Consider the following 14,471-nt stretch of genomic DNA (forward strand, 5'->3'; position numbering starts at 1 on the left):
TGCCGCTACTTTGCTAATCTATAAATATAGGGGATGTATAGAGCTTAATTCCCGTTCTCCCTTATACAATTATCTTTTCATATTTATTAGACTAAAAGTTTTACCTCTAGAGTCTTTCATCTAACATCTTTTAGTCTTATGTCTAGCATCTTTCGTCTTCAAGTCCTAAAGTCCTACCTCCTCAAGTCCTACAGCCCCCAGAAAAATCAATCCAAAATAGCCTCTGCCTCCGCTAATGTTGCCTTGTATTCCGCTAATTTAGAAGCCTTTTTAGCATATTCTTTCATTTTAGTTGGTTGTCCTGAGCGCTTAGCAATACGTGCCAAAGCCATATAAGCTAGTGCATGATAATCCTTTGTAAAACGTTCATCATAAGGCATTTTAACACCTTTCAGCAAATAAGCCTCCGCAAGTTTATCGTCCTTTTTATCTTTTTCAGCAATCAATCCTTTGAAAATTGTTCCTGCACATTGAAACATTACGCCCTTTTGCTTTAAAATTTTGTCCGAAATAGTATCAGCATCGTCGTACTTCCCAAGGGCTGTCAGGAAGTCCATTCGTTGCATTTGAAAAAGTAAATTATCAGGATATTTTTCAGACAACATACTATTGTAATATAACGCTTTGGCTGGATTGGCTTCATATTTCATATAGACATACCCTGCATAAAAAGCGGCTTCTGTTTTTACAAAAATTGTCTTCTTGGTAGCCAAATCTAATTGTTGCAAGCCTAATTTTTTATTACCATCCTTAAACATCCAAATAACGGATTTAATCACAGGATGCGTTTCTGGGTATTCAATACGATAATAATTATAAATGCCTGACGAATAAAGAAACTCAGGTTGTTTATCGGTCAGTGCCAATCCTTTCTTTAAATGAGAATAAGCTTTTTTAGCCACGCCTACGGCTTTCATAAATTCCTGATTGTCGGCATCGAAAGCAGCCAAATATCCTAATGTGGCCAATTCAAAGAAATTAGCTTCTACGTCCTCATCGTTTTTGTCAAGCATTGCCTCTGCCAAAGCCCTACTTTGATTAAGGTAGGTCAAATATATTTTTTGCTGATTGGGAAAATCTTTCAAAGGGAAATACTGTAATTCAGTTTGAATAGCCATTAAGGTATAAAACACTGGATGTTGGGGGTATTTAGCTTTTATCTTTTGGAAAATATCGGCTGATTCTTTGAAATCATACGAATACATTTTATCCAACCCTTGAGAAATTAATTGGCGAGTACTAGCATCGTTTAATATTTGAGCATTACTTTTAAAAAAAATGCAAAACGAAAATGTTACAAAAATGACTACTTTTTTCATATTGGAAGTTTAAATAAATAAAGCGGAATGAGTTTTTTGCTGATTGTCACACATTGCAAGTGGTAAATACTTACTTTTGTCGTGATATTTTTTAAATATTTATTAATATAGACGTTTATTTGTTACATAACATCGATACATGATTTCATACGATTATTTTATACTTGACAACGGACTCAAAGTCTATGTTCACCAAGATTATTCCACCCCTATAGCTGCTGTTAACATTATTTACAATGTTGGCTCTCGTGATGAAGAAGAACACAAAACTGGTTTTGCTCATTTGTTTGAACATTTGATGTTTGGTGGTTCAAAAAATATTCCTTCGTATGATACTCCCCTTCAGAAAGTAGGAGGTGAAAACAATGCTTTTACCTCACCCGATATTACTAATTATTATATTACGCTACCAGCAGTCAACATTGAGACGGCTTTTTGGTTGGAGTCAGACAGAATGCTGTCTTTGTCTTTTGACCAAAAGGTTTTGGACGTACAACAAAAAGTAGTGATTGAAGAGTTCAAGCAAAGATACTTAAATCAGCCTTATGGTGATGTTTGGTTGAAACTTCGCCCTTTAGCCTACCAAGTTCACCCTTACAAATGGGCTACGATTGGGAAAGAAATTGCTCATATCGAGAATGCGGTAATGGATAATGTCCGTAATTTTTTCTACAAACATTATTTACCCAATAATGCTATTTTAGTAGTGGCTGGACCAATCAATGTTGAGGAGGTAAAACAATTAGCTAAAAAATGGTTTGAACCTATCCCTGCTGGTAATGTTATTCCTAGAAATTTACCCAAAGAGCCTATTCAGACTAGTGCTAGATTTTTGGAAGTAGAAGCAAAAGTACCGCTTGATGCTATCTATAAAATTTACCATACCCAAGGACGACATGACGTTGGTTATAATGCCGTGGATTTGACTAGCGATATCCTAGGAAGAAGCAAATCATCAAGGTTATATGATAAATTAGTGAAGGAGCAATCTATCTTTAATTCTATCAATGCCTATGTTTCTTCGTCACTAGACCCAGGCTTGATGGTTTTACAAGGAAACCTCAACAAAGGCATTAGTATTGAAGAAGGTGACGCCGCCATTCAGGATGTATTAGATGATTTCTTGAAGAATCCTGTTTCAGAGGAGGAATTGACCAAAGTGAAAAATCAAGCAGAATCTACGTTAGTTTTCTCAGAAGTGGAATTACTTAACCGTGCTATGAATTTAGCCTTTGCTGCCAATGCTGGTAATGTAGAATACGCTAACGAGGAATCAAGTAAAATACAAGCGGTGACAGTTGATGATATTAGCAACCAAGCAAAAAGTATTTTAACGAAAGAAAACTGCTCGACGATGTATTACCGTGCTAGCTAAGATTGTGTACTATCGCTTACAGTCGTCGGAATTCAGCTTTCATATTTTTATTTACTTTGCATATTTTTATCCTCTATGGAATTGAGCAAAATTTTCAGTGAGCAACCATACAGATAACGGTTACATAGATAACAAAAACGGTTAAACCGATAACAGCTATAAAAACGATGAAACGTATCATCTTCTTCTTATTCTGTATTTCTTTATTTTCTTGCAAAAAAGATTTGCGTTTGTACGACCAAGACCCAAAGACTTTTTTGACACAATATGGTAAAGAAAACCCAGAAGATAAAGTAAAAGTACATACTGTTGGTGGAGATTTTATCATAAAACTCCATGCTGAAACGCCTTTACATCGTGCTAATTTTATTAGAAATGTAAAGGCGGGTTATTACGTTGATAGGATGTTCTATAGAAATATTTATCGAATGGGTATACAAGGTGGAGGCGAATATATGGATCAATTAGATTTTTTAGTCCCGCCAGAATATCGGACTGAGTTTACCCATAAGCGTGGTGCTGTGGCAATGGCTCGTTATGACGAAGGAAATCCCGACAGAGCCTCCTCTCCTACTGAGTTTTATATCATTACTAATGAGGCAGAAGCTCGACAGCTTAACGGTAACTATGTAGTTTTTGGAGAGGTAATTCAAGGTATGGATGTAGTTGATGCGATTCAAGCTGGAAAGGAATACTACGAACGCCCAGCCATACCTGTATTTTTTAGGATTGATATTTGGGAATAGGTATCGGCTGTCGGTGTTTGGCAATCGGATGTCGGATGTCGGATGTCGGATGTCAGCTTTCGGTGTGAGAAGCTAATTTCCCGATAATCATTATAGCATAAAATCCGAAGACCGAAAGCCGATACCCGACCACCACCAACAGCACAAAATCCGATGACCGAAAGCCTAAGACCGACGGCTATTTATTATAGCTTAAAACTTTTCTCTACCATTCTCATAATCGAATCACTATCGTTTAGGTCAGCAACCTCCGAAAGCTGAATCCATTTCAAAGCCGTTGATTCTGATGAAACGATTAATTGTTGATTCATGTCAGCCTCTAATAGAAACCTCACATCAAAATGTAAATGTACTGGTATTCCCTTTCGTTCAGGAATCACGTGAATATCAATATCAAAAATATCTTTACTCAACACACCAATATTTTCCAATCCTGTTTCCTCCTCTGCTTCCTTTAAAGCAACATTCAATACATTTGAATCACCATCACAATGTCCCCCCGTTTGAAACCATTGATTAAGCTTTTTATGATGGGTTAACAAAGTATATTGGCGAGACTTATCCAGAATCCAAGCAGAGCCCGTTACATGGCCAATCATCAAAGAACGCTCGAAACACATAGGATGTGATTTTACAAAAGAGGTGATTTCTTGATGAAATTTTGTCTCTGTCGCATTAAATGGTCGATGCTTTTCAAGCAATTGGAGCAATTGATTTCTGTGCATAGTATTGAATGATTATGGTAATGTTTCAGAGGTCAAAGGTCTAAAAAATATCTTTTAAAAAAAGCCATTGAGCGAAAAATTAAATTGTTGGTTTATTCCTTCGTTACTTTTATATAAAAATCTCAATTCAGCATTAATCAAAAAAATTACCATGAAAAAACTATTTTTAGGCCTTATACTAGGGCTTTCCCTTACTGCCAATGCACAAATACGCCTGCCTCAACCTAGTCCTGCGGCATCTGTTGCTCAAACCATTGGAACAACTGATATCAGTATTAAATATTCTCGCCCAAGCATCAAAGGACGTGAGATTTTTGGCGGAGTAGTAGCCTACGACAAAGTTTGGCGTACAGGAGCAAATGCTGCCACTCAAATTACATTATCCAACGAAATTAGTCTTGGTGGGAAAAAAGTCGCTGCAGGTTCGTATGCTATTTTCTCGATTCCAACTAAAGGAGATTGGACATTGATTTTAAACAAAGACATCACTGCTACAGAGCAAACGTATTCACCTGAAAAAGATGCTTTGCGTACTGTTGTAAAAGTAGTTGCGAATACAAAAACAGAATCTTTCACGATAGACTTTAGCGATATTACAGATAGTACTGCTAATTTGAATATCTATTGGGCAGATAAAAAAGCATCTGCTCCTATCGCTATCGAAACTTCTAAAATGGCTGAATTAGCTATTAACAAAGCAATTACTGATAATGCCAATGCGATGCGTACTGCGGCTGAGTTCTTTTTAGGAAAAGGTAAATTGACCCAAGCCCTAACAGCGGTAAATGCATCAATTGCTGGTGGTGAAACTTTCCGTAATGTATGGGTAAAGGCACAGATTTTAAGCAAATCTGAAAACTATGCCGAGGCTTTCCCATTAGCCCAAAAAGCTTTGGCATTGGGTAATGCAGATACTTCTGGTTCTTTCAGTTTCTTTAAAGATGCTATCGAAAAAGGCATTGTGGATTATAGAGCTAAATTACCAGTAGCTGCGCCTGTGACTACTAAGAAGAAGAAGGCAATGTAGTATATCATCAGTAGCACGACTTGTAAAGTCGTGAGGGAGGACAACCTTTAGTCCTTTTACCTCACACGACTTGAAAAGTCGTGCTACTGATAATATTACTTTTTCAAATACGCAATCAATACTTTTCTAATATCATTACGAATGTCGTTGACATCTTTTTCATCTGACTCTACAATACCTTTTATTGCTGGATTTTGAGCAGTCAGGTAACCAAAATTGGTTTCCTTGCCTTCAATCAAAAACTTTGGCATCATTACTCGATATTCTTGATTAATATCTAATAATTTCCCATTAATCAACCATTGTTTTTTGTTCTCATCATAGCTGATTTTATCCCATTGCAAAAATCCTCCATTGCCTTTATTCTGTAAACCTGTTGCTAATATTTTGTCAAGTAAGCTTCCTGTTAGATTCACTTCAACTATTTTTCCACCAAAAGGTAATACCCTCATAATATCCAGTTGTGTAATTTTCCCAACCAATTGGTCATCTATTCTCACAGAACCACTGTTGAAAACCGTACAATCCACAGGTTTTGTTGCCGCTGCCGACATAGCTTTGGCTATTAAATCCCCTAAATTAGTATGTCCATTTCGCATGGTGCTTTCTCGACCGTCTAAAGGCGTTGAGATGTCAGCAACCACATCATTTTTATCTAACCCTGCTTTTTTCATGGCAACATCCATGATGTCTTCCCATTTTTTTACTACCATTGCTACTTCGGCATCATCTTTTATTTGTTCGTTTATTTTACGGAGTTCGCTATTAATCTCTAAAGATTTGGTTTGAGTATCAAAAGACAGGTTGTGGACATACGCCGTTTTGGCATTGGCATCCGCTTTAGCAATGATAACGTTACCTTCTTTAAATAACATATTATCATGGTCATGTCCGCCCATCAGAAGTTTTACATCAGGTAAAAGCTTTGCCAATTTTGCATCATCTACTTTGTTGATATGCGTAATACCAACTACAAAATCACATTGAGGTTTCAATTCTTCATAAGCCTGTTTAGCCGATTCAAAGAAATCATCATAATGCACATAATCCTTTTGATTGGAGGGTAATACCACCGAAAACATACCCATTTTCACTACTTTTCCAGTAGCATTTTTGAAAGTAAGAATAGTAGTTTTAGGGAAGGGAGTTTTTGTGCCATTTACATTTTTTGCAAATGGAGTTAGCGTACCTTTATTATTTTGGAGAGCATTTGATGCCAGCCAATTAAATTGTGATTCATCAATTCTTCTCTGCAAATCTGCTTCATCAATATCAAATTCATGATTGCCGAGACCAACCCAATCGAAGCCTACGACATTCATAGCCTCTACCATTTGGCGCCCTTTGATACTCTTTCCTTCATATTTAAAAGTGGCAATTAAAGAAGGGTTCAGAAAATCTCCAGCAAGGATGGTAACAGTATTAGGATTTTTCTGGATTAATTCTTTTCTCAATGTTCCCAAACGAGCCATCCCTCCCACTTTTCCCCCTTCTAATGGCGAAATTTCATACACATCATTCAAATGCAAGAATGTAATGTTAACAACATTTTCAGATGATTTACTAGATGAACGCTGAGAGGTTTTACAGGAAGTGAAAATACTGGTTGCCAGTAAAAACAGTAGTAATATTCTTTTCATGGTTTGATAGATTTGGAAATGACATCAAATATTTACACAAGATAGTAAACATATGCTTTACCGCTCTAAAAAGCAATGATTCCTATTAGTAGACGATTTAAATCCAATTGACTACCCACGTCTTTTAAAAGTTGAAATGGAGATGTGATTATTGATAAGGTTGGCTTAAATAGACATAAATCGTGTTTAAAACCAAGCGTTGAAGACCTCATCCCTAGCGAGGGACTCAAGTCCCTCGCTAGGGATAAATATCTGATTATTAACAATTTATAAACTTATAAGTAATCTATAGGATTGAAATCACCTGTTAATGAAAACTCATACTCTCAATTGATTCTTTTGATACTTACAACTCACTAACTCACAACTCTTCTACTAAATTGACTAATTACCCAAGCAAAGCCAACCACCAATACACAGCCAATCACATTGAGCCAAAGGAAAGCTGTTAAGTCTATCCACCAAGCATAAATAACGAAGACTTCTGCCAATAAAGCCGCCCAGAAAACAGCATCACCTTTAATAGATTTGATGTAGAAAGCTACTAAAAATACACCCAAAATAGTACCATAAAACCATGAGCCTAAGATATTAACCGCCTCTATCAAGCTCCCGATATTAGCTGTAAATTGGGCAACAACAATACAGACAATACCCCAACCTAAAGTAACTAATTTTGAAGCATTTACATAATGTTTTTCTGTATCCTGTGGATGAATCATTCTTTGATAAATATCGACAATAGTACACGACGTCAATGAACTAAAAGCAGAGGCCATAGCTCCCATAGACGCCAGTAAAATAACCGCTATTAACAAACCCACCATTCCTTGGGGCATGTACTTGGTTACGAAGGATAGAAAAATATAATTGGTATCGTTGATATTAGCATCTGGATTCGTTTTCAACATCAAATCTTTCACTTCTTTCCTTAGGTCATTGGCTTTTTTATCGGCTGCCAAAGCTTTTGATTTCAAGGTTTCAAGCTTTTGGGCATTGAGTGCTTTTATTTTTAAGGTACTTGTATTTTCATCTGTTTTGAGAACAGTATAAAGTTCCTCTACGACTTTTTTCTTCTCTACAAAAACCTTAGAATTTTCCTTCATTAAAGCCTTGTAGGCTGCTGTTTGCTCTACTTTGCCTAGTTCCGTTTTATTGAAAAATAGCGGTGCTTCATGAAACTGATAAAATACAAAAACCAATGAGCCAATCAGTAAAATCAAAAATTGCATCGGGATTTTAAAAATTCCATTCATTAATAATCCCAAACGACTTTCGCCGATAGATTCTCCTGATAAATAACGACTTACTTGTGACTGGTCTGTACCAAAATAGGATAACTGTAGAAAAAACCCACCTATCAAACCCGACCAAACATTATAGCGATTATTCAAGTCAAATTTCCAATCAATGGCATCAAGTTTATCCATTTTACCTGCTACTTTCAGCGTATCCACAAACCCCATTTCAGTAGGCAATAAATGCACGACCATATAGCCCGCCAAAAACATCCCTACCATTACTACCAACATTTGTTGCATTTGCGTGTATGAAATCGTTTTTGAACCGCCATACATACAATAAATCGTTACTACAATACCTGTGACGATATTTGTCCAGTACAAATTCCAGCCTAAAATGGTTGATAAAATAATAGATGGTGCCGCAATGGTCACGCCTGTTGATAAGGCTCTGGGAATTAGAAAAAGAAAAGAAGCCATTACTCTGGTCTTGAGGTCGAAACGACCTTCCAGAAATTCATAAGCTGTAAATACATTTAGTTTTTTGAAGATGGGAATAAAAGTGATTGAGAGTACAATCATCGCTAGTGGCAACCCGAAATAAAACTGTACAAAGCGCATTCCGTCTGTATATGCTTGACCAGGGGCTGATAAAAAAGTAATGGCGCTAGCTTGGGTAGCCATGACCGAAAGCGTAACATGATACCAAGGCATCTGTCTATCTGCTAATAAATAGCCTTCAATATTCTTTTCTTGAATTCTTCCTTTCCATAGTCCAAAGCCAATAATTGTTCCTAATGTTAAAAGTAATACCAGCCAGTCAATATTTTCCATGTTAAAATTTTATAATTAGCAGTTTAAAAGAGGGTACCAAACCGTTTTATCTTGAAAACAATTCGTACGAATGCTAAAACGACAAATTAAGCCGACAATTTCGACTTAATTGAAGTATTCGCTAAAGAGATAAAATAGGATAATCATCAGCACCAAATTACCGACAACTATCCAGTAAAGTTGTTTCCATGATTTGATAAAAGGCGGTAGTGATTTATCTTTTCCTTGCATAATTATATCATTCTATTGATTTTGGTTGTTTGTTTTTTTTATCACAACATTTACAAATATCGTAATAATTTCATGAACACTTGAATATTAAAATTAAGGACAAACAAAGGATATTGCAATTGATAATTGAAGGTTTCTATTATTGACGAATTAAAAACTTTATACCATCGTTATCTAAATTCAGAAAAATCAATCAAGATAAAATTGAATATTTATTGATAAGTAAAGACAAAATTATTTTCAAAATCTAGTTAAGAAAATGTTTGAAAAATTTATTTGGTTTGTATCGAAAAAAGAGTGCTTTCTTTTCGCCACATCTTACTTTTCTTGCCTTGACGCAAGAAAAGTAACCGCAACGGCGGACCGTAAAAGAAAGTCAAGAAATTCCGAATCGCATCGGCGAACCGACTCGCTTCGCTCAAACAGCGGAATTTCGTAAAATGCTTACGCTAGTTTAATTTAAACTTTTGATTGATAGATTGTTATAAAATTCAACATACATAATTTAATTTGACGAGTATGATATCTTCATAAAATATGACTAAAATCTAATGTATTGCATTCTGTATTTTGCCAACCACAAAAAGAAAATGCCCTATAAAAGTGTTGAATACATACATGAAAAACTATTTAAAAATAATTATCCACAATACTACACAATAAACATCTGAAATTCAGCAACTTAATTTTCACAGAAAAAATATTTCACTTTTTTTTGATTTTTTTTCTTCAAAAAGCTTGCAAAAAGAAAAATGGCTTCCTAATTTTGCACCTCCAAAACGCAAGCGGGCGTGGTGGAATTGGTAGACATACCAGACTTAGGATCTGGCGCCGCGAGGCATGGGGGTTCGAGTCCCTCCGCCCGTACTCATTCAAAGCCCTCTCAACCGTTACGGTTTTGAGGGCTTTTTTGATTTCGGATTGTTGATTTCGGAATGCGGATTTACGAAAGTCAGACAAACTGAGATTTAGCAAAATAAAAATTCCGAAATCCGCATTCCAAAATCCGAATTCATAAAGATGAACATTTCTCTCGAAAAAAGTACCCCAGTGAACGCCCGTTTGGTCGTATCAATTTCTGAAGCTGACTATAAGCCACAAGTCGATAAAAACCTTAAAGACTATCGTAAGCGTGCCAACATCAAAGGATTCCGTCCGGGAATGGTACCGATGCAAATGGTACAAAAGATGTTCGGTAAATCAGTTTTAATCGACGAAATCAATTCTGTTTTAGGCAAAGCTGTACCTAACTATATCAAAGAAAATAATTTAAGCTTAGTGGGTGATCCTATGCCATTGAACGAATTGGAAAATCCAATCGATTGGGATACTCAAAAAGAATTTAGCTTTACTTACAACATTGGTTTAGCTGGAGAATTCACTGTTGATTTTGATAAAATCCCTACTATCAATACTTACGAAATCGAAGCTACTGAAAAAGAAGTGGAAGAAACTATCGAGAATTTGAAACAAAATTCTGGAGAGCAAATTCACCCAGATACAGTAGAAGAAGGTGATATGCTTTTTGGTGTTTTCACTCAAGGAGAATGGACTGAAAAATCTGCTATCCCTTTCAAAGCTATCAAAGAAGAAGCTAAAGGTACTTTCATTGGTGCTGCCAAAGGAGATACTTTAACATTCGACCTTCAAGCTACTTTTGTTGACGAAAAATCAATCGAATTGGCTACTGGCAACAAAACTGGCTTAGTAGGTGAAGTAACTTTCACGATTGAAGATATCACTCGCAATGGTGTTGCTGAATTGAATCAAGCATTTTTTGATAAAGTATTAGGCGAAGGTAAAGTAAGTTCTGAAGAAGAATTCCGTAAAGAAATTCTAGAAATCATCAAAACTAACTATAAGCGTGAAGCTGAATATTTATTGAGAATTGACGCTGAAAAAGCTTTATTAGAAAACATCGCTATCGAATTGCCAGAAGATTTCTTACGTGATTGGTTAATCCAAGTAAACGAAGGAAAATTCACTCCAGAGCAAATTGATCAAGACTTCGAAAATGTTAAGAAAGACATTCGTTTGAACTTAATCAAAAACGAAGTGGCTACTCAAAACGAAATCAAAGTAGAATATCCAGAAGTGCTTGAAAGAACAAAAGAAATGATTCGTGGTCAATTCGGCATGTATGCGTCTGCTGACAATAGCATGGACGAAATGATTGAGCGTATTGCTAATGGATATTTAACTGATAAAAATAAGCAAGACAACTTCATGAAAATGTTCAATGAAGTATATGCAGCCAAAGTTTCTGACGTGATTTTAGCAAACGTTAAGACTGAAAGCAAAACTATTAGCGTAGATGAGTTCAAACAAGTTGTAGGAGCGTAATCTATTGTAGAATTAGTGAATTGTGATTGAGTGATTTTAGTCTCTCAAATATCAATTCAACAAAAAATCCCGTAAGGTCAACCTCTGCGGGATTTTTTGTTTTTATAATGTATGCATTAAACTCATAAACTTTAATCTCATAAACTCCTAGAAGCCTATTTTTTCTCGCTGTTGCTGATTTTGAATAAGTCTATAAGCCTCTACCAAAACACGTTCCTCAAACTTACCTCTCCAGTAGTCTGATTCTCTTTTTAGTCTTTCTATTTCAAGTTGCAGTTTTTCCATTTCATTTTCTGAATTGAGCATTATTTTGGGTGTGATTACCTCTTCTCCAAAAAGCTCTAATACATTTATGTCTAGCAAACTGGCTATTTTTTGTGCCCTGCTAATGGTCAATTCAGTTTTACTGCGTTCGATGTCACCAAAGGCAGTTGTTGAGATTTGTAAAAGTTCTGCCATGTTCTCCTGAGAGTATCCTTTTAGCAGACGAGCTTGTCGTATTTTTTCTCCAATTTTCATAATTATCACCTTTTCTGATAAATTCTCTGTAAAACTGATGAGAATTATTTCATAGTTTTTGCATCTTTGCTGTCGAAGATTTTTTGAATAACACCAAAAATACTTCGATTAGTTTCAAAATTATAGAGAGAACTATTTGAAGGTTTTAAAAGTTATTAAAGCACAATCTCATTAAATTCCTTAGCATGCAATTGCTAAAATGGTTTATTTGATTTAATTTAACAATCGACATATTTTCAATTTTATAAATTACCGTTATGTTTCCAAAAGAATTAAGTTCAGAAGAATTCAGAAAATACGCCGTACACCATAGAGGTTTGAACGGTTTGGCAGTAGACCAGTACATGAATCAGGCAAATAATATTGGCGGTACTAGTCGTCCATTCATTGAAGATATGACACAGTACATCATTGAAGAACGTCCAATGCGTTTTGCTCAAATTGATGTTTTTTCACGCTTAATCATGGATAGAATTATCTTCATGGGTGTTCCTGTGGATGATTATATGGCTAATATCATCGTTGCTCAGATGTTATTTATGGAATCTACAGATGCCAAAAAAGACATTATGATGTACATCAATTCACCAGGTGGCTCTGTATATGCAGGTTTAGGTATTTATGATACTATGCATTATATCCGTCCAGATGTTTCTACTATTTGTACTTCATTGGCAGCGTCGATGGGTGCAGTATTGTTGGCGGGTGGTACGGCAGGTAAGCGTTCGGCTTTACCCCATGCACGTATCATGATTCACCAACCTTCAGGTGGTGCTCAGGGACAATCACGTGATATCGAAATCACTGCGCGTGAAATCGTTAAAATCCGTAAAGAATTATACGAAATCTTAGCACAACACTCAGGAAAATCATTTGAAGAAATAGAAAGAGATTCAGACCGTGACTACTGGATGCGTGCAGAAGAAGCAAAAGAATACGGTTTAATTGACGAAGTATTGACAAGAGTATAAAATATTCTTGATACAATAAGTAAATTAAATGAGCGTATAACTAAAAATGCTTATTACTTCCATAGAAGTAGTAAGCATTTTTTATTTTTAAATCTGTAATTTTACGAAGGAAATAATGAAGGCACAATTTTGTGTGTAAAGATATGAGACAACAGCAAGCCCATTGCGTTCTTTGCGGACGTAAGCAAAACGAAGTAAAATTGTTGGAAGGTATGGATGGCCACGTTTGTAACGAATGTGTAACACTAGCCTATGAAGTAGTTCAGCAAGAATTAAGTACTGAAAAGAATAAAAAAGGTAAAAACAATAAAGCTGTAACTCCAAAATTCAATCTGGTAAAGCCAATTGAAATGAAGAAATATATTGACCAGTACGTAATTGGGCAATATGAAGCTAAGAAACACCTTTGTGTAGCCGTTTACAATCACTATAAGCGTTTGATGCAACATGATGTAAAGACAACATTTGATGATATTCAGATTGAAAAATCAAACATCATCATGGTGGGCGAAACTGGGACAGGTAAAACATATATGGCAAAAACCATTGCTAGAATGTTGGAAGTACCTTTTTGTATTGCTGATGCTACGGTAATTACTGAGGCAGGATATGTGGGCGAAGACGTAGAAAGTATCTTAACACGTTTATTACAAGCTGCCGACTACGATGTAGAGAAAGCTGAAATGGGCATTGTGTTTATCGATGAAATTGATAAAATCGCTCGTAAATCTGATAATCCTTCTATCACTCGTGATGTATCAGGCGAAGGTGTACAACAGGCCTTATTGAAGTTATTAGAAGGGGCTGTAGTAAACTGTCCGCCACAAGGAGGTAGAAAGCACCCAGACCAAAAGATGATAGCAGTAAATACTGAGAATATTCTTTTTATTTGTGGTGGTGCTTTCGATGGTATCAAACGTCATATTTCAAAACGTTTGAATACTCGTCCCATCGGTTTCAGTTCAGACGATACGTTCTTGGATATGTTTGAAGAAGAGAATGTAATGAAGTTTGTTACTTCTCAAGATTTAAAATCATTCGGTTTGATTCCTGAGCTATTAGGACGTTTGCCTGTAGTAACTTATTTAGACCCATTAGACCACAAGACGCTGTTATCTATTTTGACAGAGCCTAAGAATGCCATTACTAAACAATACCACAAATTATTCGAAATGGAAGGCATTGACTTACAATTCGAACCACCAGCGTTAGAATACATCGTTAGTCAGGCAATGGAATATAAATTAGGGGCAAGAGGTTTACGTTCAATCTGTGAATCAATCATTACGGATGCGATGTTTGAACTACCGTCTCAAGACGAAATCAAAGAATTTAAAATTTCGCTGGCTTATGCTCGTGAAAAATTTGAGCGAACCGTTTTTCATCAAATGAAAAAAGCCGCTTAACTAATATTTACTACCCCAACAAACATGAGTCATCCCGAATTTTGGGCAAAATTTGTCCACAAGATATTGTGAATGGCTATTCTTATTCTGTAAA

11 protein-coding genes and 1 tRNA gene are annotated in these 14,471 nt (G+C 35.9%); 7 read left to right on the forward strand and 5 right to left on the reverse strand.

The window, feature by feature from the left end; all coding sequences use genetic code 11:
- Positions 1 to 206: 206 nt before the first annotated feature.
- Entirely contained in the window at positions 207 to 1,319 is a 1,113-nt protein-coding gene (locus tag AC07XN_RS18665) for an ABC transporter substrate-binding protein (RefSeq protein ID WP_309912465.1), read from the reverse strand.
- Positions 1,320 to 1,458: 139 nt separating this feature from the next.
- On the opposite strand from AC07XN_RS18665, the gene AC07XN_RS18670 reads away from it, so the two are divergent.
- Together AC07XN_RS18670 and AC07XN_RS18675 are read left to right on the forward strand one after the other, a co-directional pair.
- On the forward strand, positions 1,459 to 2,694 hold the full coding sequence (locus tag AC07XN_RS18670) for a M16 family metallopeptidase (RefSeq protein ID WP_494744138.1): 1,236 nt from the start codon (positions 1,459 to 1,461) through the stop codon (positions 2,692 to 2,694).
- A 167-nt stretch (positions 2,695 to 2,861) separates the two neighbouring features.
- A complete protein-coding gene (locus tag AC07XN_RS18675; protein WP_309912469.1) occupies positions 2,862 to 3,440 on the forward strand; it encodes a peptidylprolyl isomerase in 579 nt (192 codons plus the stop codon).
- A gap of 185 nt (positions 3,441 to 3,625) precedes the next feature.
- Here AC07XN_RS18675 and AC07XN_RS18680 read toward each other — a convergent pair whose 3' ends face one another.
- Positions 3,626 to 4,165, reverse strand: a complete 540-nt coding sequence (locus tag AC07XN_RS18680; protein ID WP_494744139.1) for an NUDIX hydrolase — start codon at positions 4,163 to 4,165, stop codon at positions 3,626 to 3,628.
- A 151-nt stretch (positions 4,166 to 4,316) separates the two neighbouring features.
- Here AC07XN_RS18680 and AC07XN_RS18685 point away from each other — a divergent pair, with 151 nt between their 5' ends.
- On the forward strand, positions 4,317 to 5,192 hold the full coding sequence (locus AC07XN_RS18685; protein WP_494744140.1) for a DUF2911 domain-containing protein: 876 nt from the start codon (positions 4,317 to 4,319) through the stop codon (positions 5,190 to 5,192).
- Between the two features lie 95 nt (positions 5,193 to 5,287).
- On the opposite strand, the gene AC07XN_RS18690 is transcribed toward AC07XN_RS18685, so the two are convergent.
- Complete coding sequence (locus tag AC07XN_RS18690) at positions 5,288 to 6,832, reverse strand: bifunctional metallophosphatase/5'-nucleotidase (RefSeq protein ID WP_494744141.1); 1,545 nt, start codon at positions 6,830 to 6,832, stop codon at positions 5,288 to 5,290.
- A gap of 356 nt (positions 6,833 to 7,188) precedes the next feature.
- On the reverse strand, positions 7,189 to 8,907 hold the full coding sequence (locus tag AC07XN_RS18695) for a sodium:solute symporter family protein (RefSeq protein WP_494744142.1): 1,719 nt from the start codon (positions 8,905 to 8,907) through the stop codon (positions 7,189 to 7,191).
- 1,016 nt (positions 8,908 to 9,923) lie between these two features.
- On the opposite strand from AC07XN_RS18695, the gene AC07XN_RS18700 reads away from it, so the two are divergent.
- Together AC07XN_RS18700 and AC07XN_RS18705 are read left to right on the forward strand one after the other, a co-directional pair.
- Positions 9,924 to 10,005: transfer RNA gene (locus AC07XN_RS18700), tRNA-Leu, on the forward strand.
- A 153-nt stretch (positions 10,006 to 10,158) separates the two neighbouring features.
- Entirely contained in the window at positions 10,159 to 11,481 is a 1,323-nt protein-coding gene (locus AC07XN_RS18705) for a trigger factor (protein WP_494744143.1), read from the forward strand.
- A 147-nt stretch (positions 11,482 to 11,628) separates the two neighbouring features.
- Here the strand turns inward: AC07XN_RS18705 and AC07XN_RS18710 are convergent, their stop codons facing one another.
- Positions 11,629 to 12,000 carry a helix-turn-helix domain-containing protein gene (locus AC07XN_RS18710; protein ID WP_323250090.1) on the reverse strand — a complete coding sequence of 124 codons (372 nt, stop codon included), beginning with the start codon at positions 11,998 to 12,000 and terminating at the stop codon, positions 11,629 to 11,631.
- Between the two features lie 257 nt (positions 12,001 to 12,257).
- On the opposite strand from AC07XN_RS18710, the gene AC07XN_RS18715 reads away from it, so the two are divergent.
- Positions 12,258 to 12,971, forward strand: a complete 714-nt coding sequence (locus AC07XN_RS18715) for an ATP-dependent Clp protease proteolytic subunit (RefSeq protein ID WP_309912480.1) — start codon at positions 12,258 to 12,260, stop codon at positions 12,969 to 12,971.
- Positions 12,972 to 13,114: 143 nt separating this feature from the next.
- Complete coding sequence (gene clpX, locus AC07XN_RS18720; protein ID WP_494744144.1) at positions 13,115 to 14,377, forward strand: ATP-dependent Clp protease ATP-binding subunit ClpX; 1,263 nt, start codon at positions 13,115 to 13,117, stop codon at positions 14,375 to 14,377.
- Positions 14,378 to 14,471: the final 94 nt, after the last annotated feature.

It is taken from the genome of Arcicella sp. GW458-12-2-14-TSB2, from assembly GCF_059423785.1.

What these genes read in the sequence shown, in the direction of transcription:
- AC07XN_RS18665 (WP_309912465.1), bottom strand. Translation starts at nt 1,319, where the DNA reads ATGAAAAAAGTAGTCATTTTTGTAACATTTTCGTTTTGCATTTTTTTT.
- AC07XN_RS18670 (WP_494744138.1), top strand. Translation starts at nt 1,459, where the DNA reads ATGATTTCATACGATTATTTTATACTTGACAACGGACTCAAAGTCTAT.
- AC07XN_RS18675 (WP_309912469.1), top strand. Translation starts at nt 2,862, where the DNA reads ATGAAACGTATCATCTTCTTCTTATTCTGTATTTCTTTATTTTCTTGC.
- AC07XN_RS18680 (WP_494744139.1), bottom strand. Translation starts at nt 4,165, where the DNA reads ATGCACAGAAATCAATTGCTCCAATTGCTTGAAAAGCATCGACCATTT.
- AC07XN_RS18685 (WP_494744140.1), top strand. Translation starts at nt 4,317, where the DNA reads ATGAAAAAACTATTTTTAGGCCTTATACTAGGGCTTTCCCTTACTGCC.
- AC07XN_RS18690 (WP_494744141.1), bottom strand. Translation starts at nt 6,832, where the DNA reads ATGAAAAGAATATTACTACTGTTTTTACTGGCAACCAGTATTTTCACT.
- AC07XN_RS18695 (WP_494744142.1), bottom strand. Translation starts at nt 8,907, where the DNA reads ATGGAAAATATTGACTGGCTGGTATTACTTTTAACATTAGGAACAATT.
- AC07XN_RS18705 (WP_494744143.1), top strand. Translation starts at nt 10,159, where the DNA reads ATGAACATTTCTCTCGAAAAAAGTACCCCAGTGAACGCCCGTTTGGTC.
- AC07XN_RS18710 (WP_323250090.1), bottom strand. Translation starts at nt 12,000, where the DNA reads ATGAAAATTGGAGAAAAAATACGACAAGCTCGTCTGCTAAAAGGATAC.
- AC07XN_RS18715 (WP_309912480.1), top strand. Translation starts at nt 12,258, where the DNA reads ATGTTTCCAAAAGAATTAAGTTCAGAAGAATTCAGAAAATACGCCGTA.
- clpX (WP_494744144.1), top strand. Translation starts at nt 13,115, where the DNA reads ATGAGACAACAGCAAGCCCATTGCGTTCTTTGCGGACGTAAGCAAAAC.